The sequence below is a fragment of the Butyrivibrio sp. MC2013 genome (assembly GCF_000424585.1).
Classification (GTDB): Bacteria; Bacillota; Clostridia; order Lachnospirales; family Lachnospiraceae; genus Butyrivibrio.
Map to the genome: position 1 here is coordinate 337292 of NZ_AUKE01000001.1, position 24531 is coordinate 361822.

A 24531-nucleotide genomic window follows, 5' to 3' on the forward strand; every position below is an offset into this window, starting at 1 on the left:
CAATCACTCCCCGCTCTTGGACAAACTTCTCAGGTAAGCATATACAGACGAGCCATACTCATCTATAAAAAAGCTCTGGAACTTCACCTGAGACATAGCAAAACGATCAGCAATCTCTCTAAGAGAAAAATCATCAACATGCTCCTGGAGATATTCCTGGATAGCATGGAGATCATCGCCGGATAAAGTAGGTACCTTATTGCTCATTTGCAAAACCCTCCTTGTGCCCCGTCGGTTACAAAAACCCTTCTCTGTTGTTATTCTATTGCCTTTCCCTCCTTTAATTGTACGGTATTACGTCTACCCTTGCAAGATAAATAAGTAGTTCCGCAGAAGTTATTTTCCACGTTGGCGATAGCCCATATCATACGCAAGAAACTGATAAATAGTCTCATCTTACAAAACATACAAAATGTAAAGAATTTAGAAAAATCTGACGATATATCATTGTGTGGATTCGCTATATATGCAGGTGTACAAAGCACAAATCGGATATCAGTGCTCTGCATCCATACACGTTCTGATACTGTCTGACCAATGATCATTTGGAATGGAGGCCTTTTATGAAAAACCTGAAAATCATTATGAAGCTCCTGCTCATCACAGTTCCTGTGGATCTTATTTTTCTGGGCTTTGCCATATATGCAGCCTTGGGTCTCAGGAGCATGGCTACAACTTCTATGGAAGTCTACTATGATGAGATTCATATGATATCCAACACATTGGTATCAGCAGACAGAGATATATATCAGGCACAGCTGGCAGTATCACAGGCCAGGGCGGGCTTGGAATCAGGCGCAGGCATTCCGGACGGGGCAGAGGCTGATTACAAGGACAATGCTGCTCAGACCCAGGATGCGATCACCAAGCTTGAAGAGCTTTTTGCCATGGATGATTTTCTCTATCATGATTATCCTGTAAACGGCATACAGTGCGACACGAGCCTTGCCGCATTCAAGTCCTCAATTGGCGACTGGATATCTGACAGTGACAGCGTCTTTGCAGGGAGCTCTGATATCGACTGGGATGCACAGGAGAGCCATTTCAAGGCGGCCAGATCCAATCTCAATGATATGGAGGATGTACTGGATGTATTCGGCGAGGAAACAGGCACAGAACTTCTAAAAGAAGTCAAGAAGAAGGCTATATGGATGCTGGCGGTAGCAATAGTCGTGCTCCTGGGCAGCTTCGTCCTCAATATATTCACCATCAGATATCTGCGTATCAATATCACCAAGGTCAAGGATTCACTGAGCACCATAGCTGACAATGATCTGACAACTCCTCCCGATGTCAGTGATGGCAGGGACGAGATTGGTGATCTCTCCAGAGCAGCAGGCAAGCTCTACAATAATCTACGCTCAGTAATAGGCGATATCAATGCATCCAGCGAAAGGGTGGCAGATTCTGGCAGGTCAATCCTGGATATAGCCCATGATGCAAATGAACAGGTCAGCATGATCAATAATTCCATAGGCGAAATGGCTACCACTGCCAATCAGCAGGCTGAGGACATCACCAACATAGCCGGAAATATGGCTGATATCAGTGATCTGGTAGATAAGAGCGGTACCTATTCCGACGAACTGGCAGAGGAGAGCAGCCGCATAGACGGCGTCACCAAGGAAGGCATGGAGGTGGTAAACGAGCTAATGGAGACCACAGATGAAACCATGAAGGCCTTTGATGACATTTTTGCACTGGTACAGAATATATCCGACAGCGTAGTCAAGATCGGCGATGCCTCACATCTCATATCCGACATAGCATCCCAGACCAACCTCCTGTCTCTGAACGCGTCCATAGAAGCTGCCAGAGCAGGAGAAGCAGGCAAGGGCTTTGCCGTAGTAGCCAGCGAGATCAGCCATCTGGCAGAGCAGTCTGCCCAGTCAGCTGAGACCATCAATCACATGATCGAAGAGCTGCAAAAGGCTGCAGGTCTTGCCAGCGACCAGGGCGAAGAAGTAAAGAAGCATGTAGATATCCAGAACGAGTGTGTCAAGAAGACTCAGGAGAAATTTGAAAACATCGTGGAATCTGTTGTCAACATGGACAGCCGTATTAAAAATATAGCAGGTGTCAACAAAGAAATGGGTATAAACTTTACCAACGTAAATGACCTGATCTCCAGTCTCTCTGCCGCTTCAGAAGAAAATGCAGCTAACTCTGAGGAGATATCCGCCACCACTGAAACTGTGGGCGAGAGCATGAACAATGTAAACGAGGCCAGCAAAGGCATCAACACAGAAGCAGACGCTCTGACCAAGGCCGTAGGAATCTTCCGCCTGTAATAGCGAGTCATTTGGGGACATGAGAGAAAGTCACTCACCCTTTAAGAAAGGAAAATGGCATGAACAAACGTAAATCGCTGAAGAACACCCTGCTCTTCAAGATCATTGCCTACGCTGCTATTGTGATACTGCTCATCACCTCCATCAACATCTGGCAGGAATACAGGAATATCACTTCACTGACCTATGATGTGCTGGCGGGCGAGTCCGTCACCTATTCCAGCGAGATCAGCGGATGGTGGAGCAAGATTGAGGAAAGAGTACAAAGGACTGCGGACATCATCAAGAATGTTCCCGGCATGTCAGCCGATAATACCCTTAATCTCCTGCTGATGCTGACTGCAAATGATCCGGATTCTCAGGATATCTATATAGCTTTTGGCAACGAGAATCTATTTCTGGACGGCTCGGGATGGGTCCCTGATTCTGATTTTGTCTTTACAGACAGAGTCTGGTATACAGGAGCCCTTAGTAAGAATGGCGATATATTCACATCTGATCCCTATCTGGATGCATCCACAGGCAATACCTGCCTGGCATGCTCTGTGATGGTAAGAGATGGCGTGGTACTAAGCGCTGATGTAAATTTTGGTAAAGTCACTGAGATGACAGATTCTTTTGAATCCATCTCTTCAGATACCAGATATTACATCATCAACAAGGACAGCGGCAAAGTCCTGGCCAGCAGTGAAAAGAACGCCATAGACGAAGTCATCACAAGCTCCTCGGATCCCGTTCTTGCAGGGCTCAGCAGCGTATTCTCAGGGATGGATACCTCTTCTACCACAGACGGAAGCAGGATAGCCACTGCAAGTACCGGCGCAGGCAAAATGATGTTTGCCGCCACAGACATAGAGGATACCAGCTGGGCAGTAGTCAGCGCAGTACCCTATTCCATAATAACAAGCAGCATAGTAAATGCTGTGGGGATCACCCTCTTATCAACCATTATCTGCCTGCTACTCCTGTCCATACTGATATACATCATAATCAGAGGAGCCATAAATCCTGTGACCAAGATCACAGAGAGCATCACCGAGATCAGTAGGGGCGACTTTACAGTCAATATCACACCCGAAGGCAACAACGAGATCACCACCCTTGCAGAAAGTCTCAATGATTACAAAGAAAAGATGCGCTCGACCATAAACAGTCTCACCGGCATAGCAGGATCCATGAACCGCAGAGCCGATGACTGTTATGACATATCCCATACTCTTGCAGATGCAAACAAGAATCAGAGCCAGTCCATCGAAAGACTAAATGGCACCCTGGGCAGCATGAACGGCTCCATAGAAGACATAGCCCATGCAGCAGATGCGCTGGCTATCACCAGCGGCGAGCTCTCGGGCAAGGCAGACGACGTCATGAAGCTCTGCTCCGAGACCCTGGATGCTTCCAGCACAGGCAAAGAAGAGATGGAGCTCATGACACGCAATGTAAATACCCTGGACACCACCATAGGCGAGCTGACAAGCCTCATAAAAGAGACAGCCAGATCCGTAGAAGAGATCACTGGCATCACGGAGACCATCAATGCCATCTCCAGCCAGACCAATCTATTGTCCCTCAATGCCTCTATTGAAGCAGCAAGAGCCGGCGAAGCAGGCAAGGGCTTTGCCATAGTAGCCACAGAGGTAGGCGTACTGGCCAATCAGTCCGCAGAAGCAACAGAGACCATCAGATCACTGGTAGAAGATATCACCAGAAATATAGAAAATATCAATGCCAAGGCAGATGCCGCCGGCAAGGATATGGAAGCCTGCATAAAGGGCGTGGAAGGCGCCAACAGCTCTTTTGACATCATATACGGCGATGTAGAAAAAGCTACAGACGGCATCCGCATCATCACAAGTGGTATAGAGAAGATCGACCAGGTTGCTTCTCAAAACGCAGCTTCCACCAAGGAGCAGGTAACAGACATCAACGAAGTGCTGAGCCTGAGCGACACCATCCTCCAGGAAGCAGGCAAGCTCAAGGTCGAGACCGACAATATCACCACTGTCTCCGAGAAGCTGGGCGGATATTCAAAAGAGATCAACAAAGACCTTTCAGCGTATACTGTTTAAAAAAGAGTCATGGGGACGTAACATCGATCAATCTGTTACGTCCCCATGACTCTCAATTACTTTGTTTTTTTAACAAGAACAAGGCTTAAAAGAAAAGCAATGATATACAGTGCTAATGTAAAGATCAAAACATTCTGATAGCCTACCGGATTAACCATAGAAACATTTCCAAGGGCATCTACAACTTCTTTATCGAATGCTCCGGTGTGATTAACAATATAGGTAGCTACCTGGTTTCCGGTAAGTCCGGCAAAGGCCCAGGCAGAAAGTGTAATGCCGTGAATTGCACTGATGCTGCCCATACCATAATGGTCAGACAACAGAGTCGGCACATTTGAGAATCCGCCTCCATATCCTGCATTTACAACAAAGATAAGTGCCAGCACAAGAAAAATGAGCATCGGATTACCGCTTCCATTTCGAATTCCACCGGTAATCATTACAAGTGCTGTAAAGGCTATGGAAAGAATAAAAATAAGCTTATATATGGTATTTCTGTCTTTCATAGTATCTGCCCATGCAGAGAATCCCAAACGTCCACCGGCATTGAATAAGGATGAAATAGTTGATATTATTCCGGCTGCACCTACCAGGCCAATACATTTAACAATGGATTTTTCCTGAGAGATGAGAGCCAGACCACAGGTGATATTAATATAAAACATGAGCCATATTCCTATATAGTTAGTAATAGGCTTTGTTTTTAACACCTGCATAATTTTGGGTTTCTGACTTTTATCCTGCGGCTCCACCCATCCGGCCGGCTTGGCCAGAAGAAGGTGTCCGACAAACATCATCACGCAGTATACAACGGCAAGAATCATAAACATTTTATATATTCCGCCTTCACCAAGCCCTGTGAGCATCGACTGCATGATTGGACTGGCAATAGCCTTGGCAGCACCAAAACCTGCTACTGCAAGTCCGGTGGCAAGTCCTTTTCGATCCTGAAACCAGAGCATCAGAGTCTTCACCGGTGAGAGATATCCGGTTCCGAGACCAATTCCCATGATGAGTCCATAACTGAGATAAATTCCTATTAAGGCTACAGGACTTCCCTTGTGCATACCGCCATATCGAATAAATACACCTGTCAAAAACATGCCGGCTGCAAAGCAGATTGTTGCTATAAGTGATGACTTGTGAATATCTTTTTCCACTATATTTCCAAGGAATGCAGCTGACATGCCAAGGAAGAATATTGCAAAGGAAAAAGCCCATTCTGTAGCGCTCTTAGAATGGCCTATATAATCAGCGACCTCCTGGCTGAAGATTGACCAGCAATATACTGTTCCAATACTGCAATGCAGCAGCAATGCTGGAATGGCGGCGCGTATCCATTTGTTATTACGCCATCCGGAGTTACTAATTGATTGTTCCATTATGTTATAATCCTTTCTGTATGTATCTTTTTGTGCAGAAGCAATTGTATATTATTATTCTGTATTAGTCCATGGTAAAGTTTGTTTTTTATAAGAAAGACGCAGAAAGAATATAGGAGCCATTCTTTTAGTATGTTCATTAATAGGATTAAGAAGTATAGTATAGATATAAAAAATTCGGAAGGAAACTATATAATCTCCAAAATCAAAAAGGCATCACAGCTTACTGCTATCGCTCTAATACTGGCATTGTCCGCAGGGCAAGGCGGCGCTGCCTTTGCAGCGGGAAATGGTAATAGTGCCACAAAAGCAGGCCAAGAGAGACATGACGCTTCCGCTTCAGCCGAAAATGAAAATGATGATAACAAGCCTATCCACGGGATCTATGTCAGTGCGTATGTGGCAGGCAGCACATCCATGATGGATGAGATCATAGAACATATAGATAAATGCGATATCAATGCAGTAGTGATAGATGTCAAGAATGACGAAGGCAATATAGTATTTGATATGGACTCTCCCCTGGTGGATGAGGCAGGCTCTGAGAATATACTCGTCAGGGATATGCCTGGGCTGATGGACAAGCTCCACGAGCACGGGATCTATGCTATCGCCAGGTGCGTAGCTTTCAGGGATCCCTATATAGATGAGGTAAAGCCCGATTGGATGCTCAAGGACGGAAACGGAGCTGTCTATACCGATGCCAAGGGCTTTAGCTGGATCGATCCCAGAAACAAGGAGGCAGGTGACTACCTGATAGAGGTGGCCGCGGGCTGCGGCAAGGCAGGCTTTGACGAAGTGCAGTTTGATTATGTGAGATATCCCACAGGCCTAAAGGAAGAGGACAGCGGCATTAACGGATATGTAAAGCGCCACGGTATCTCCAGCTTTGTAAGGAGAGCCCACCAGAGTCTCATCAGGGAAAATATCCCACTGTCCCTGGACCTCTTTGGCACAGTCATAGCTTCGGATATTGACAGGGATATCGTAGGGCAGGAATATGGGAGCCTGTCCATGAACTGTGAATACCTCTCCCCCATGATATACCCCTCCCACTATTATGACGGGAGCATGGGCCTGGACCATCCGGATCTCTACCCCTACGAGACCATAGATGGGGCGATGAAAAAGTCAGCTGAGGAACTAAAAAGGGTCAATCCCAAAGGAACGGGAAAACAAGCTGCAGTGAGACCCTGGCTCCAGGGCTTTACAGCTTCATATCTTAAGAAATACAGAAAATACGGCGCGGAAGAGATCAAGGCGCAGATACAGGCAGTAGCTGACAACGGCATAGATTCCTGGATCATATGGAATCCTTCCTGTAAATACCAGTGGGAAGCCTTCGAGAAAACACCACAAGCAGGGAGCAGTAATTAGAATTTCATCAGAATCACACCCCCAAGCAGGGCACTTAAACACAGCATAAGGAGGACTTAGATGAAAAAGAAACTGATATCATTATTTCTGATCACCACCCTTACCATGACATCAGCCTGCAGCGCAAAAGCTCCGGCAGATGGCAGTGATGCAGCAAAAGCTGATGCAAATAGCAGCCAGGACGGAGACGCAGCTGGTAACAGCGAAGAAGAAGATGGCAAAGCAGATGGCATCGAAGCAGGAGATAGTGATGCAGATGGCGCTTCATCTAAAGACGACGCAGATGGCGAAGCTGCAGAAGGCAGTACAGACGGCGAAGCAGCAGAAAGCGATGACAGCAAAGGTGGCTTAGAAGATGCAGATCGTCCTCTTCCTACTTACATAACAGTCAGAGACTTTTTTAGTGACTATTATGATGAAGACGGCTCCTATACAGAGCTCTACAAGGGAAGGGAGGAAGATCTCCTGTTATCTGCAGATTCCAAAGAGGATTATCCCCTTTTGTATGATGCATTATTCAGCAAATACATGGATACTCACAAGGAGAGAAAAAAGGCCGCAGAAGAAGAAATGGCGGAGTCCCGCGGTATGTACGAGGAAGACTACTTCATGGGCGCTTTTGAAAATACCAACAGCATATTTATAAAAAGAGCAGATGCCTCTGTTATAAGCTATGCCAGTAACGTATTCAAATATCTGGGCGGAGCTCACGGCAATGGCTGGCTGGAGCCTGCAAGCTATGACGTATCTACAGGCAAGGAGCTGGCCCTTAGTGATGTGATCAATATTGATAAAGATGAGCTGAACAAAATCCTCTATGATAAGATTTCTAATTACGGCGGCAATTTCTCCGACAAAGAGTACATGGATTCCTTTGGCGGACTGGAAGAAAACCTAAGTACCTATGCCTACAGCCTTGAGGAAGTAAGCGGCTCTGATGAATTATATTCCGTATACAACTGGTACCTGGGTTTTGACGGCATACATTTCTATTTTGCCCCCTATGCCCTGGCATCCTTTGCAGACGGAGACGTAGACGTAGTAATAGGATACAAGGAAAAGCCCGAGATATTTGAAGAAAAATATCTGCCTGATGCTCTAAGATCAGATTCTATGGGAGCACCTGAAGGCTATATAGAAAATCTGGGGCATCCTTTTGAAGAAAAAATGGATATAGACGGAGATGGCAAGGACGAACTAGTCACACTGGATACAAAATACGACGATGACTACAGCTATATCACAGGGGTGACAATTACTATCGACAATCAGTCTTACAAATATACCAATGACTGGTTCTACTGCGAAATAGAGGATCTGAGACTCTATCATGTAAGGACTGACGACCAGCGAGACTACCTCTATCTTCAGACAGGCGGCATGGATGACTACTGGACCTGGTCAGTATTTGATATAAACAAAGACAATCTGAAATTCATGGGAGACAGCTATTTTGGCAGTCATTATGAAGAAGTGGAAAACGGCGAGGAGTACCCTGCAAGCGGCATGCCTCAGCTCACAGATCCCGACAGGATGCTCTTTGGAGAGCACAGCGACATGCTGGGCACCTTTAGTGCATACGGCTATTGGAGAGTGGGCTCAGACGGCAATCCCGAGATCATAGACAGAAGGCGAAATGTGAACTACTACGGCGAAGGCGTGCGCTGCAAAAAGGAGATCAAATGCGATCTCATAAGCGCTGAGGGCGAGATCCTGGAGAAGGATATCACGCTAAAGGCCGGGGATGTGATCATGCCTGTATACTCAGACCTGGACAGCTACGTGGATTGCACTCTCTCTGACGGAAGGATGATAAGGCTGAATTACAGCGAGATTGGATACCCTGCAAAGATAGACGGCGTATCCGTAGATGACCTATTCGATAATCTAATGTACGCCGGGTAATCTATTCGACAAGCTGATATTCATCCAAAATACTGCATCCACGTGCCAATGCCCATAGCTACGAGGAAAAACAGAAGAAATGTGCAGCCAAAAAAGGAAGCCCAGATGCCGGTAACAAAATTGGCGGGGTGACCGGGATTGACATATATCTTGTAGTTCTCGCCGGGCCTGAACTTTTTGTCCCTGTATTCCACAGTGTTCTGAGAGAAATTGTGATAGGACTCGCCGTCATACTCATAGTCCATATATACTCTTGAGTATACACTGCCCCGCCTGGAATATACCGGTACATTGTCCTTTCGTTCCTTATAAGTGGCCCTAATGGTCCTTCTATAGATAAAGGGCTTTATCACTCCGGACAGGGCAAATGCCAGCATCATGAGATATACACATATTCCTATAAAGGCAACGGCCCATTCTATCCTGACCCAGCAGCACACTCCCAGAGCGCCGAATACCAGGGATAGAAATAGTGTGAATTTGGGTGCCATACTAAGCTCCGGTTTTATCACCGATGCATAGAAGATCACAAGCGCGATCGCTATAAACAATAATCCAATAAAAAACTGTTGCAGTTCCATACATACTCCTTACATCAATAAACTAATACATTTTAACTCAAAAAGGATCCTTTATCTATAAAACAGATAAAGGATCCAAAATGTTGCACATATAGGAATATTTACAGATTATTATCTCTCACTGCCGTAGATTGTGCCCTCTCCTGTGTACTGGGGTGCATCCACGGAGATGCTGCCGGTGTAACTGATCTTGCCGTCGGCGCCAAAGGTAAACCTCATGGTAGTGGCATAGGACTCGCCATTTTGATCCATGCTAAAGGAAGTGACGCCTGTGGCTTCGTTGTAATTGACCAGCATATCAGCTGTCATCAGGAAGTCAGGCAGGGCCTGAGTATCAGAAAAGCTCCCTTCATTATTCTTGCCAGTAACGGTAATGGTACCTGTCTCGGAAAATACCTTGCCCAGAAGCTCATCCCTTGTGGGGAACTCGCGGGCAGGAGCTGCAGGTTCGGGAGCAGGTTCGGGAGCGGGTTCCGCAGGAGCCTGGGCGGGAGCTTCTTCTGAGGCTTTTTCTTCAGACTTTGCTGTATCCTTATTATCTTTTGTTTCTTTATCCTTAGTTTCTTTATCCTTATTGTCTTTATCCTTATCCTTGTCCTTCTTATCCTCTTTTGCTGATTCCGCTATAGACTCATCTCCTACACTAAAACCCTTTAGCATGGCAGGAAGAATGCGCTTACTGGACTCACCTATGAGATAGGGCTCGCCGCAGCCAAAATAGTAATACTCATCATCAACGATGAACATATAGCAATAGAGGCTCATGGGCATAGGCAGATCTTCATCGGTCCATGTATTCTCAAAGCACAGGGCAGGATAACCTTCAAATTCAAAGGGCTCTTTGGTAATGATCTCATCTGCAGAATCCACATATTCTGATGCCAGATCAGCCAGATAATCCTCTTCGCTGATCTCGTCAAAAGCCTTGGTCACAGGCTCCACGTGGCCCATAATGATGGCCGGCATATCATCAGAGGTATAGTACATGAGGCTGTCATCCACCATCTTGCTGTCCCAGGAGGATGAATCCTTGAAGGTGAGCCTGCCGTAGGTCCTATCATTATCGAGCCTTGGATCTTCAAATCTGTAATCCAGCTGGGTCAGCCTGAAGCTGTTATCCACAGTCTCTATCCTGAAAGCGTAGTTATAATACTCCTTTGGCTGAAAAGCTATGGTCGGCATGCCCAGGTCCTTAGAAAAACCGGTATAGGTACCAAATACTCTTACCTTCTTGCCAACAAGCTCGCCGCACATAACGTAATAATAATCCGTACCTGCACTGCCCACGGACACCTGCCAGTCTCCTTCATCAGTGCTCAGGATCATATAGCGCTCCGAAAGCTTATAATCTGTGATCTTGCCTTCCAGCCAGATGAGATCCTGCATCCCGGCATCGCCGGACTCGCCGTATTTCTCGTAATCATCAGCCCTGGTAAATTCGTCGTCATAATATACCTTGCCTTCTTCTACTTCCTCTTCGGCCTCTTCCTCTTCCAGCTCTTCTTCTGTTTCAGCAGCTTCTGCTTCCTCTTCCAGAGGCTCTTCCTGCTCTTTGGCAGGCTCCCCAGTCTCTTCTATCTCCTCTTCTATCTCCTCTGCGACCTCCTCTGCGACCTCCTCAGAAGGAGCATTACCCGGCACCGCAGCATCTCTTCCTGCATCCGGTGCGTCCGACTCAGCACAGCCAGCAGCCGACAAGATCATTAGCATAGACAGCAATAATACAGATATCCTTCTTCTCATGATCATCCCTCCACACTACCCTTAAAAAATCTTAATCAAAACAGCTGTATTGCACAGATATATTTAATTATCGGCAGGATGGGGAGATATGATAAGGTAATGAGAAAGGAAACAAATTAAGAGGGCGCCAAGACAAAGTAGTCCCGGTGCCCTCTGTTTTAGCTATTTATAGCTTTTGGGTCTAATCTCAGAAGCCTTGACACATCATCAACCTGCGGGAGCAGGGGTGATCTGTCCGCCCTTAGGAGGCTTAACTGTGACTTTGACTGTTGCTCTTCCAGTTGTGCCATCCAGGTTCATCCAGCGATACTCGATCCAGCCCTGCATACCCTTATTGGGACTTGCTGTGTAAGCTGCATCATAGTCCTTAGGATCCATGACACAGGTGAGCTTGCCTACCGGAGTAGTAGTGCTGAATACTGTAGCAAACTTGTTGATCACGCCCTTGGAGTTGACACCAAGGAGTTTTCCTGTGAACCATGCGCTGGATGCTGCATTTGCCTTGGCAGGAACATCGCCTGCTGCTTCGGTATCAAAGAATACGATGTTGCTCATAGTCTTGAAACTGATATCAGCAGAGCTTGTAAACTTGCTGTAGCTTGTGGACTTGATGCTAACCTTGGCCTTAGGTGCAGCTGCTGCTTTAAGAGTAACTGTTGCAGTCTTGGTTATAGCAACACCTTCTGCGTCAACAGGTGTGACTGTAAACTTATGTTTACCAGTAGGAATATGATATGTTCCGTCAGCGTCTACATAATCCACAACAAACTGTCCCTTGGCATCTGTATGCATCTTGTATTCTGACTCGCCTACTTTTACAGCTCCGTTTCGTTCAAACAGATCATCATCCAAATATGCATCTGTTGTACTGATGATGACATCGGTATCTGCAACTGCAGTTCCGGACTTGGTCACAGTATATGTAACCTTGTTGACACTGCCTGCTGCCTCATAGGTATCAAGGCCAGGATAATACAGATCTGCAATTATCGTGCCCTTCTTATTGGTCTGCTTAGCAACGCCCTTCTTGGAATCATAGGAAGTGTCGTAGTAGTTAACAGCCGCAACCTTGATGGAAGCGGATACCTTAGCCAGCTTACTGTTAGTCAGGTTGATAGTCTGTGTTTCACCGGTCTTATTATCCTTGATCACAATCTTTGCATTATGGGCTGTAGGATTAAGGGTATAGATGGTGCCGGGATATCCTTCATCCATATCATATGTAGCTGTTGATACCTTCTTAAGTCCGGTAAACTTGGCTGTATGATCTATGAGACCTCCATTCCTGCCGCTGACAACCAGAGTCATATACTTGCCTGAAGCATAGTCATTGACAGAATTGAATGTTCCTTCGCTTGCGCCTCCTACCATATCGATAGGTCTGTGATCATAATCTGCCAGATACAGCTCAAGGTTCTCATCTGACTTGATATTAAACTTGACTGAATAGCTCTTCTTAGAGCCATCATTTAGTGTAGCCTTGATGCTCACATTCTTTACATTAGCCTTGGGAGCGTAGTAGCCAACTACCTTTCCATTGACTTTATAAGCCTTAAGACCGGATACCTTATACGTTACGTTCTCAGCATTAACCGGAGTCATATCAGCATAAAATGCCTGAGGATGCATTATTCCGCCCCACATGCTAAGTTCTGATGTAGCATAACTTTCGCCGTTCTTGAGCTCAACGTCGCCCATCTCGATATAAGCCGGTGCTTCTGCATTTCTCATATCATGCACTTTGACATAGGTTGTATCACAAGCTGCATCATTCTCACGTCCGGCATAATCTGCAGGAATAGCCTTGATGTAGAAGTCCAGTCCATCATCAGGGATCACTACATTCTTACCAATAGTTACAGTACCCTTCTTATTAATGGATACACCAGCTAATGTAAATGGAATAGTACCATATGCATTCTTGGTCAATGCCCAGGATACCTTCTTGGTAGGAAGAGGCTTGGTGTTAGGAGTATAAGTAACAGTGGCCTTAACAGTTGCGCTCTTTCCTGATGTCTTATATACAGTTGAAGGAGCTGTTACTGTAACACCTGTAATACCCTGAGCAATATTCAGAGTATACTTGCAGGTAACTTCTTTGCCCATAGGCTCAAGTGCATATGCAACAACGTTGAATTTACCAACAAGGCCGAATTCTCTAGGATTGAAGGTTATTACGTTGTCCTTCTCTGCCAGGAATCCCAGATCCTGTCCGGCTGTGATCTGACCTCTAAGCTCACCCTTTGTAGTCTGGATCTCTACCTTGGACAGTCTCTGAACGGGCATCTCGCTGCCATTTACTGCGTTGTACTTAACAGTGCCCAGTACAAAGTCTTCATCCATTGTATTATAGAGCTTCTTAGGAACAGACTTATTCTTGGTGAAGCTGATCTTGGTAGCAAACTTGCCGCCTACAACAGTTGCCAGTTCAGCATTTGTATAAGGGGTGGTGCTGACAGCAAACACTCCTCCGGTCTTTAGCTGTACCAGTTCGACAGTGGCTGTGTATGTCTGAGGATCTGCTGCTATTACGTTATCGTTGTCAACCAGGATCAGGTTATAGCTTGTTGCTGTTGCAGGAACAAGGATTTCGCTATGACTTGCAAATCCGGCAACCAGAGCTGTTCCTGTAGTAGTGTTATTTGCAGTTATCCTATAATACAGACCTTCTGTCTTGGTATCAAACTTACCTGTAGAATCCGATCCGTTAACTGCTGAGAAGTCAAATTTGATAGTATCAACACCGGCTGTAGCCTTGATCTTACTAAGGTCTGCGCCTGTTACCTGAGCTGTGCTTACTGTAAAGGCAATGCCTGTTGTTGTGAGTTCTGTTGTTACATTATGACTATCAAGCAGTTTAAGAGTGTAGAGGTTGTCCCGAGTGTAAATATAATCATCAGGATCCACTGTCAGTATCAGTGATTTACCATCAGCACTCTTTGCAACAGAAACATACTCTGAATCAAGGCCGCTAACTTTAGGCTTATAGCAATTCTTATCAAAGCCTGTTGCAGGTACTGTAAGATCGATCACTTTAGTAGTTCCGGGAGCCAGTACAAATTCCTCTGTACTCTTAAAGCCAATACCTGTTATAGGCTCGGAAACTTTTACCTTGAATGTATAGTCATATACAGGCTTTGCAGCTTCGCCCTCGCCTTCTGTAGCAAGTGACTTGATATTAACAGTAACCTCTTTGCCCTGTACCTGACTTGCCGTGCCTGAGAATACCTGATAGTATGCATCAGATAAAGCTACGCCAAATACTGCCTCTGTTACATCAACAGGCTCAGCCTCTGATGTTGCACCGGGAATAGTAGCTGTTATAGTAGTAGCTGCTGTTCCAAGGTTCTGAGCTGCCTCGCCTTTTACCAAAGTGATAGTCTGAGGAACATTGTAATAAGCGTCAATAGTAGCTCCATTTGCTATTTCGTTACCATCTGCCAAAAGTGCATAGCGAGATGTGGTAGTGGCAAATACGAAGTAGTACTTGTCCATATTGGAAATATTGACAAGAGCCTTGCCGCCGCTGACATTGACCTTATTAACAACCTTGCCTGTTGTACCGGCTGTAAGTTCACCATTCTCGATAGCCCAGCTCCTGAGTTCGCTAATAGTTGAGAACTCTTCCAGCTGGCTGGAAATAGCATCTTTGCTGACATAATATACACCGCCCAGATCATATCCGGTATCAGCTGTCAGCTCTACTGTTGCATTCCTGCCATAAGGTACAAGTGCATACTGGCCCCAATCATCATAGTCATAGTTATTCCAGTTCTCCGGATCTAATACTTCTCCGCCGACTTTAACCTTGACATCAGCACCACCGGCAACATCCATGTAGAGGTTCTGTTTCTGCTTGCCGCTTGACATAACCTTGGCTGTTATGGTGATAGTAGCGCCTTCAAAAGCAGCAGTTCTTACTACATCTTCCGGAAGCATCGCATATGAATATTCGGGAGGAGAAGTCCTGATATTCAATCTGCCCTTGTCAATTGTCTTCCCAGATTCTCCGCTGCCCTTGGTGACTTCATAAGTTGCAGCAGGATCCATCCTGTACTCTGTTACAGTATCAGGCTTAACCAACTCAAACTGCAGATTGTTATAGCTGGTACTTAAGTAATCGCTTGAACTGTAGGAGCTAAGGTATCCCACATAACCTGCTTTTTCGGGATGCTCACTGTCATAGACATCTCCCGCAAATTGCAAAGCAGTCGTAGGAAGCTTGGCTGTTGTGATAGTAGCCTCGAAATCAGCTGTAAGTGTACCCAGACGATAATGTGTGACCCCTGAATAATAATCGCCATTTACTTCTCCGGCAATCTCAGCGCCATCAGCTTCAAGTCTTGTAAATGTATAATACGAAGCCGGTGATTCAATATAAAAATCAGCTACAACAAAGCGTCCGGGATAACATGTTCCCTTAGCTAATGCAGGTGAAGTTTCAGTTGCAGCTGTCCAGCCAGCGCCGCCCCTTGATATTGTAGTTGTATTAAGTACAAGATCAGTACCGCCGTTTTCGGATAAATATTCCTCATAGGCTGCTTCGTCAGCAAATTCCATGTAGCTGACTGCTTCAATATCTTCGCTGTCAACTGTGAAGGTAATTTCAACAGGTTTAGGCTCAAGTGTAAGGCCAGAGATGTCATACTCTCTTGTCACTACACTTTCATCTGCATATGTTCTTTCAAGGCTGATCTTCGATCCTTCAGGAATTTCATTTCCTACATAGAGGAGGATCAGTCCATCAGAAGCATCTACAGGATATCTTGTTCCACTTACACTTACAACCGCGGTATCTGTTGTTGCTCCATCAACATGAAGGGCGAGGTAATGACCACTACTCATGTCTTCGCCCCAGGTGCCAGGATTCCATCCGTCAATAATATATTTCAGGCTTCCACTAATTGTATTGTCTGTAATCTCAACACCACTCTGGATATCAGCCAGAGTCTTGCCAAAGAAATCGGTATTCTCAGGAATAATTGTATTTGCAGCAAAACCGTCAAGTTCCAGTCCAGAAATATCATATTTCTTTACAACATCCGGTTTGCCATCATCATATTCTGCAGTAACTACAAGAGTACTTGCATCCTTGTTACCTATAAAGAATAGAGCTGTTTTATCCGGATCATTTGTAAGGTCGGCAGGGATACCTGTCGTTTCTCCATCCTTCTCAAATGAAGCAACCAGACTTGAAGGTGCCTTTCCGCTTGTCTGGACCTCAAATGACAGATAATAACCTGAGCTACGAGCGCTACCAAATCCGGCGAAGCCTGTAACCTCATACAATGTGCCTCTAATGTTTCCAATAGCGCCATTTTCGCCATCTGTAATTGTCAGAGTACTCTGAATTTCTTCAGGTGTCTTATTACCAAAAACTGATCCAAAATCAGCTACTGTAGGATTAACTACTTCAAAATCAGGCTCAGGCTCCGGTGCTAATGTCAGTCCGGAAACATCATATACTCTCTTCTCAACTGAGCCGTCTTCATATGTTACTTCAAGATTCAGCTTGCCATAAGGAGCTGCAAGTGATTCTTCATCAACTATGATCACAAGCTCTCTGTCGAGAAGGCCTGCTTCCAGCTCTGCTGATGTTGCATTTGTTGTATATGTTCCCTTGATTCCATACTTCAGCGACTTAGCATTAGGAACGTCTACATTAAGCGCAAGATAATGGCCGTTCTGCTCATCCTCATTGCCACTGAAATCCTCATAATCATAAACATATTTCAGTGTTCCTGTGATTGCAGCATCAGTTACTTCAACACCAGTCTGAAGATCTGAAGGTGCCTTACCAAGCAGATCCTGCTCACCCGAACCAAATGTTGCACTTGCTGCAAATCCTTCAAGTGTAAGGCCTGAGAGGTCATATAACCTTGGTTCTTCTTCTCCATACCAAACCTTAACCTTTTGCTCATCCTTATTTGTAACTCTTAAAACAATATCTCTGTCTGAGTCAAGAGTAACACCATTTTCCAAACTCGGATTAGCATAAGAAGGCACTATAGCAACCTTTGCAGGCTCACTGCCATTAACTTTAAGGTAAATATAGTGACCTGATTGCTCTGTTGCCTTGCTGCTAAAAGCAGTCCATCCAGTAATCGGCTTCAGAGTACCTGTAATCTTGTCTTCATTTATAGTAATACCACTTTGAATATTGTCCTTATCCTTTTCGAACACTTCATCAGCATCACCAGCGACAAGGCCGTATTCTACATAATCTTCCCATACTGCATAGAGTGTGAGAACGCCATTATCAAATGCGCTGGCACCAAGAGAGCTAATTGTTGCCTCATCTAATATTGTGGCTTCTGTTGCGTCTTCTGTCAGTGCCCAGCCTGTGAAAAACTTACCTTCATTTGTAAATGTGCATGCAGGAAGAGTAGCACCTTCTGTCATATCAGCTTCACGCATGATATCCATACTGCCGCTTCCGCCGTTAGCATCAAACTTGATAACCTTCTCAAGCTGCAGTGCTGAAAGGTCATAGATGTAGTAAACATCCTTATCGCCGCCAGCAAGTGCACCGGTCTCGTCTCCATCGCCGATATCTTCAGGCAGTTCATCGGCAAATACTTTTTTGATCACAAGTTTCTTGCCGGCAGGATTGCCCTTTATCTGCCAGATATTTACGAAGTCATTGTAATCTACCTGTCTCCATCCATAGGTCTTTCCTTCTTCGAGAGGTTCGCCATCGGATGTTGCAACATAGATCCTGGCCTGAGGGTCATTAACGAGCTCCATACCCTTCATGTACTTGTAATCAGAATTGATATGGAACGCAAGGAAATATCCGCCATCAGCTGCACCCCAATCAGGATAGCTTTCCTGATATTTTAATTTACCTGTAACTGTACCTGTTCCACCATAGCAGGAACCATCCTGGAATTCGCCATAGTCGAACAGCTTAGTTTCACTTGTAGGTACAGGATCAAATGTAAATGCAATATTACTCTGAAGGTCTGCAGCACTAGACTTGCCAAGCAGACTTGCTGCAGGAAGATTAGCAGAATCAGCATCAAGAGGTCCGCCTACATATCCTGCAACATTAAGAGTATATGTCTTAGTCTGGACTACATCATTCGAGTCATTATAAACCTTGAATGTGATCCTATCGCCATTTCTTGCCCAAGGCCTTACAAGCGCAAACTCTTTGACCTGTTCCTTAGTTCCTTCTGCGCCACCTTCCCAAGTTCTTGTTATGGTATATTCTTCAGGAACAGATGCCTTAAATGCCAGGAAATAACCTGTTGTATGGTTAGGATGCCAGCTTACATTGCCGTTCATCTCACCAGGATAGTTTCCTGTACTGTATTTAGGTGTGAAAGTGATAGTGCCAGCTGTATTATTAACAGTAACAGTTCCTGTATCAGTTGCAGCAGAATAAGTAGTAGCATACTCCATGCCTTCTACTGTCAGAACATTTTGCTGAATTACTGTGTATTCTGCGGTGAATACTGCTTCGTAACCGGAATTATACACAGTAGAATCATTTAGCCATTCTCCGTCAATTGTCAGAGTTCCCTCATCATCATCATAGACAACACTTTCTTCTGCGCCAGTGGGAGCAGTAAATGACCAAGCACCTGTATATCCTTCTCTTTCAGGCACTTCAGGAATATCAAATACCGCATCTTCGTTAGCGCCACTTGCAGGAGTGCCATCAGATGTCTTATTATAGTAAACTCCATCTACTGTACACTTTGCATTCTCGCCACACGGTGTATATACGTAACTGCCTTCTTCACCGCTTCTTGTGTAGTAACTTGATACGTCACTTCCCTCTATTGCTTCTTGACCAGGACTTAATCCTTCAGGATTAAAGGCCTCTTCGGAATCTACGGTATAGTACTGTGTAGCATCAAATTCCACAGGCTCATCTTCCAGAAGAGTGTAAATACCAGTTTCCGAGTTATAGCTATAGAAGGTACTCGCAGCAAATGGGTCTCCATCCTCTCCAGGAGAAAATTCTGCCATTACATAATCTGTATACGCTTCTTGATCATCATAAAGCTCTGCACTTTTATCTGTATATGTGCCTTCTCCTTTCAAATAAACATTATCGCCTAAAGAATCAGCAGACACAGCAGCTTCAGGCCTAGTCAACGCAGCCTCATTCACCTGTACGTATACAGGATCTGTTGCAGGCGTATACTGACTGATATTCTGGAATGGCAATTCTTCCAATCCCAACTGGTCTGCAGTATAAGGCTCACTTTCTTCATCTAAAAAAGAAAGCGTCACTTTGTGTTCTACCGGAGCCGCTTTAACTTCTATAGTCGGTCCGCTTGTCACCGCCGAAGTAAACGCCAGTGCTGCTGACAAGCCAAGACTCGTCAGCCTTCTAAAAAAGCCTTTCTTCATTAGGTTCTCCTTTCGTACAAACTGATAAAAGCGTTACACCAAGTTACTATATGAAAGCCCTAAACACCTCCTTTTTTTAGATTATTGACTGATAAAAGGGCACAAAAAATGCGCTACACTTTATATCGTCAGTTTTCTCTTGGCATTTAGTCTATTTTTGAATTATTATATTTAATATATTTTATTTAAATTATTTCACTTAAATTTATTTATCTTTACTGTTCTGAATGCAGCAAGAAAGGGCATTACAGTCTTATTCAATATTTAAATATGTCCAAAACAAAACAAAAAATTTTTTGGCGTTTCCTCTAAGCTCAGGCTCATTGTGGGATGTTGTATATCATAGATTTTGCAGGTGTACCTATTGAAGGCCAGGGATCATCAGCCCCAAATAATAGAGATAATGATCATAAGGAGAAATAGATTGCCGAAAGGCAGCAAGAAGTATGTACTTAGATATAGGCAAAACAACAAAAAGAGACTAACCGAAATCAATTTGGGCGAAATGGATTTCGGTTAGTCTCTGCACTAGTCATAAATCAAGTTTATGACTGAATAATTCAACTCCGCTGAATCTATCTTTTTTTACAAGATTAAGCGGAGTTGAATTTGTGGAATCAGTTTGCCACATCCCCTTGACTCACACAAAAAGGTCATCCATTGTAACTACTGATTGAATGTTTCCGGAATAACTATTATCGACAAGGCCATAACTAGTGATGATAGTAGGATATATGGCATATTTGGTTTTGCTGCTGAGCATCAAGTCGGATATCTTGTGCCTGATATCCCGGTCCACATCTCCGCTTATAGTATATTCGCTGGAAGAGTATTTCATCTCGCACAGATTGATAACCTGGTCATTTCTGACTATCAGTAGGTCAATCTGGGATCCGTGGATCCCGGCCTCCGGGTCAGCTTTGATATAACAGGAATTACTCTCCGTCTTTACCCCGGATATACCAAGCTTATTCTTGATCTGCATAATGTGTTCCAGGCATACACGCTCAAAAGCAAGCCCCTGCCAGGTATTGATCCTTGGGGTATTAATCTGACCGGACCAGAAATGCTCATCTGTCTGCCCATCTTCCATAAATTGATAATAGAATAGCGTGAAGTTATCTATAAGCTGATATACCGCATTTTTCTTTTTCATCCCAAAGGCGTTAAATTTTCTAATGAATCCACAGCTTTCCAATTCTTCCAGCTTCTTGGTCAGTTCACCGGAATTTGTCAGCTTCGTACTATATATTATTTCCTCTCTTGTCATACCAGCTTTTTTGCTGCCCAAGGCTTCGACTATCCTGATATATGCCTCAGGATGTCTGAATATAGAAGCATAGAGATATTTGAACTCATTTCTTAATGGCGCTTTTGGGGCAAATAATATCTTATCTATATTCTGTGAGATGCTCAGTCCCTTTTCCAAAAAGGTCCAATAATACGGCACACCTCCAAAGATCATATAGAATTGCAGAATCTGATTTCTGGAAAAAGCAAAGCCATTATATCGAACGAATTCCTCACATTCCGCAAGAGAAAAAGCTGTTAATGCTATCTCCTCCGTAAGTCTGTGGTATAGCCCGCCCTTATTATGTATGATATTAGAGAGCATCCAAGAGGTTGCTGAGGCGCATACTATCAATATGATATCTGTCCTTGCGGATGCCCAGCCATTCCAAAAGTTCTCCAAAGCAACCATCAGATCACTGTTCTGAGTATCCATCCAGGATAATTCATCTATGAAAATGATCTTCTTATTTTCTCTGGAAGCCCTGATCAGATCCTTCAAGTCCTCAAATGCCTCGAGCCAGTTCTTTCTGCTAGTGTCAGCGCTCCCTCCTGCATCCTTAATCGAAGCTTCAAAAGCAAATATCTGCTCCCTAAGACCTCCTGCTGATAATCCGGCATGCTGAAAGGTAAACCTGTAATTAAAAGCCTCTCTTATCAAATATGTCTTGCCAATCCTTCTGCGACCATACACTGCAATAAAATGGGATCTATCATCGTTAACTGCAGCATTCAGCATTTTAATCTCGGCATTTCTTCCTATTATCATATTATTCAACTCCGCTTAATCTCGATTAAAATATCACTTTAAGCAAATTTTACACCTAAACAACGGCATCAGCAACCTCATAAGCAAATTCAACTCCGCTTAATCTGCCTTTTTGACAAGATTAAGCGGAGTTGAATATAGTAAGATCTATTGACTCATTGCACATACAGGGTGATGGTTGCGCCATCCTTTGAAGGAATCAGGGGTTCGTATACATCGCACATCTTCTTGCCTTTTGCGTCATAACTGTAATCAGGTAACATCTGTCTACCTTCTTCATCGCGATAGACTATAGCATGAAAGAGCTGGTCTAGTTTCGCCTGATCTACGTCGTAGTACAGATATGTATCAAAAGGGGCAAAGGCTTTGGTGTATTTCTGGCCGTTATATTCAATGGTCTTACCATTCGGATTGATGACCAGCTTGAACCTGGTTGGTTTGAAGACAGGCCTCAAATCCAGGTCCATTATGTTTCCTGCTTTAATCTGGGTTACATATCCGGATTTATTTCTTTTTAGATATTTTCCCTCGTATTCTGATGTTGGCTCCCAGCCGCAGAATGTATAGTTAGGCAGCGACAGGGTGGGCAATTTGATAGTTTTATTGCATGCATAGTATCCACTGTCATCATAATCCGGTAGGTACTCTGTCAGATCCAGACTATCATAGAGCTTATTATTGCCGCATAGCAGAGTAGCCTTGGAATTATATGTAACACCATAATTACAGACATCCCATATACAATAGAGGGTTACTGAACCGGTCCTGCCGCCAAAGTACTCTTCATCTACAGCCTCATAACCATGTTTCGCTTTTGGATTAGTAGAGAAGAAGCGCATTTCATAGCCTCTTCTGCTAAATGCCTCTGGCAGCTCAACCATATATTCTATATAATCCAGAGCAAACGCAGTGGAGCCATCTATTGTATATAATCCAAAGAGCATCTTTTTCTTATATTGATAGCCATCGCAGCAAACGCCTTTGGCATTTGGATCTATATAAATTTTATAAACCTTAGGCATATACACTGCATAGAGATTGATGTCCATCTTGCAGCCGGCCTTTATGGAAGTGACTAGCCTTATTTTCTCATCGCCTGCTTTGACTGTTTTATATCCCAGGTATTCGGAGTCTTCGTCGGTTGCCCATCCCAGGAATTTATAGCCTTTTTTGCTAGCCTTGGGCAGGGTGACTTTCTTCTTGCCGCTGAATCTGGTAACAGCCTTGGTCAATGATCCGCCATCCGAAAAATAGCTTATCCTGTATATGTTCTTGGTCTTTTTGGTGACAGGATACAAGGTGAGATCGCTTTCACCTGTATAAAATCTCTTATAGCTCTTGGTGAGATTAAAATCTGCCTTGCCGCCCGGAGTCTTGGAAAAGCCTACCACCTCGGTATCGCATCCAAGCTGCTGGCTGATATAGTCTGCCGCAGCTGCGAAATTTATAGAATCAGTATAAAAATAGTAATTGTCCTCACCAAAGTTCGCAGGCTGCTCTAGCATAGTTCCATCTGCCTTAGCAAAATAGATACAAAAATCATTTTTGGTAAACTGTGCGTACAATGTAAGGGTGCCATAAAAGGGATATTCCGCATCAGGAGTCAGTGTGAGCAGCTCCCTATCATACCCTTGTTCTGCAAATTCGGAATCTGTATTATCGTAATAAGGCACCCATTCAGAAAAGTGGTATCCTTTCTTAGTGGGCTTAGGGAGCTTAATAGTTTCACCGGTTTTATATGTTGCAGGTGCGCTTTTTACCTTTCCGCCATTTAGTATATATTTGATCTTGTAGGTAATAGGAGAATATACAGCGTAGAGCTCTACCATATCGTTTTGCTTGCTTGTAAGATTCTTGATCTTATCTGTAGGCTTATAAGTTACTTCCTGACCGTTTACTGTGCCCTTCCACGCAGTGAGACGATAGCCATTGGGAGCGTCTGTGTATTTGGACAGATCAATAATCTCGTCGTACGCGACATACAGCATATCTCCACCTTCGCCATGCAGATCTAGATTATATTCAATAGGTGTCCACATAGCGTACAATTCCAGCTTATTGCAGACCCCCTTATTCATTTTGGCATGATCGGCCCACATTTCATATATACTATGTGCTTCAATCCAGTTATCTTCGTCTTCATATCCATATATGAGGCCCTTGCTGCTCTTCCAGCCCGAGAATATATAGCCCTTTCTGGTGAAAATGTCGCTAAAATAATCTAAACTATCATCCTTCGAGATCACAAGCTTCTTTGTAGCATCTTTTTTCTTTGGTCCAGCGTGGAAGATCACTGTAAGTCCGGCTGCGGGATAAGGATAAACATCATCTTCTTCATCCTCTTCACCTTCAGAGCCTTCTTCATTTTCTGTCTCTTCTTCGGTTTCCGTACCCTCTTCGCTGCCTGCAGCTATATCGTTATCTGATACAGTGGCTGACTCATCAAGCTCCTCAGACAATTCATTATCCGAAACAGTAGCAGACCAAGCCGCATCTGTGGACAATTCATTATCAGAGACAGTTTGGATAGCATCATACTCATTAGAAATTATTGCAAAAGGCGCTTGGGCCAGACAGCTGATCGCTGATGACGCGCCAATGACAAGTGACAGACAGATAGCACCGACACTTTTTAATAGATATTTTTTCATACTTCCCCCCTGTTAAATGATTAGTCAGAATACACGGATGTATTTCGACACGCTTTGAAGTGCAGGGATGCACTTGAGTGTCGCAAATACTAGTATATCCCTCATT

At 44.3% G+C, this 24531-nt stretch carries 11 protein-coding genes; 4 read left to right on the forward strand and 7 right to left on the reverse strand.

What is annotated here, in order from left to right:
• Positions 1-3: 3 nt before the first annotated feature.
• A complete protein-coding gene (locus tag G636_RS0101385; protein ID WP_026506558.1) occupies positions 4-207 on the reverse strand; it encodes an AraC family transcriptional regulator in 204 nt (67 codons plus the stop codon).
• 356 nt (positions 208-563) lie between these two features.
• On the opposite strand from G636_RS0101385, the gene G636_RS0101390 reads away from it, so the two are divergent.
• Together G636_RS0101390 and G636_RS0101395 are read left to right on the forward strand one after the other, a co-directional pair.
• Positions 564-2291 (forward strand): methyl-accepting chemotaxis protein, encoded by a 1728-nt coding sequence (locus G636_RS0101390; protein WP_026506559.1) that lies wholly within the window; start codon positions 564-566, stop codon positions 2289-2291.
• A 59-nt stretch (positions 2292-2350) separates the two neighbouring features.
• Positions 2351-4360 (forward strand): methyl-accepting chemotaxis protein, encoded by a 2010-nt coding sequence (locus tag G636_RS0101395; protein WP_026506560.1) that lies wholly within the window; start codon positions 2351-2353, stop codon positions 4358-4360.
• Positions 4361-4416: 56 nt separating this feature from the next.
• Here G636_RS0101395 and G636_RS0101400 read toward each other — a convergent pair whose 3' ends face one another.
• The gene (locus G636_RS0101400; RefSeq protein WP_051226377.1) at positions 4417-5742 is read right to left on the reverse strand and encodes an MFS transporter; all 1326 of its coding nucleotides are present in this window, start codon (positions 5740-5742) and stop codon (positions 4417-4419) included.
• 132 nt (positions 5743-5874) lie between these two features.
• Between G636_RS0101400 and G636_RS16800 the strand changes: the two genes are divergently transcribed.
• Together G636_RS16800 and G636_RS0101410 are read left to right on the forward strand one after the other, a co-directional pair.
• Positions 5875-7119: a putative glycoside hydrolase gene (locus tag G636_RS16800; protein WP_051226378.1), complete on the forward strand. Its 1245-nt coding sequence runs from the start codon at positions 5875-5877 to the stop codon at positions 7117-7119.
• A 60-nt stretch (positions 7120-7179) separates the two neighbouring features.
• Positions 7180-9024, forward strand: coding sequence for an RsiV family protein (locus tag G636_RS0101410; RefSeq protein WP_026506562.1), 1845 nt, complete (start codon positions 7180-7182; stop codon positions 9022-9024).
• Positions 9025-9044: 20 nt separating this feature from the next.
• Here the strand turns inward: G636_RS0101410 and G636_RS0101415 are convergent, their stop codons facing one another.
• From G636_RS0101415 to G636_RS0101440, 5 genes are all read right to left on the reverse strand, one after another.
• Positions 9045-9605 carry a DUF3592 domain-containing protein gene (locus G636_RS0101415; protein WP_155832286.1) on the reverse strand — a complete coding sequence of 187 codons (561 nt, stop codon included), beginning with the start codon at positions 9603-9605 and terminating at the stop codon, positions 9045-9047.
• 111 nt (positions 9606-9716) lie between these two features.
• Positions 9717-11348 (reverse strand): hypothetical protein, encoded by a 1632-nt coding sequence (locus G636_RS19195; RefSeq protein ID WP_026506564.1) that lies wholly within the window; start codon positions 11346-11348, stop codon positions 9717-9719.
• A 207-nt stretch (positions 11349-11555) separates the two neighbouring features.
• Positions 11556-19715 (reverse strand): hypothetical protein, encoded by an 8160-nt coding sequence (locus tag G636_RS16810; RefSeq protein WP_035778392.1) that lies wholly within the window; start codon positions 19713-19715, stop codon positions 11556-11558.
• A 640-nt stretch (positions 19716-20355) separates the two neighbouring features.
• Positions 20356-21774 carry an AAA family ATPase gene (locus G636_RS0101435; protein WP_026506565.1) on the reverse strand — a complete coding sequence of 473 codons (1419 nt, stop codon included), beginning with the start codon at positions 21772-21774 and terminating at the stop codon, positions 20356-20358.
• A 155-nt stretch (positions 21775-21929) separates the two neighbouring features.
• Positions 21930-24425, reverse strand: a complete 2496-nt coding sequence (locus G636_RS0101440) for an InlB B-repeat-containing protein (RefSeq protein ID WP_026506566.1) — start codon at positions 24423-24425, stop codon at positions 21930-21932.
• Positions 24426-24531 lie beyond the last annotated feature (106 nt).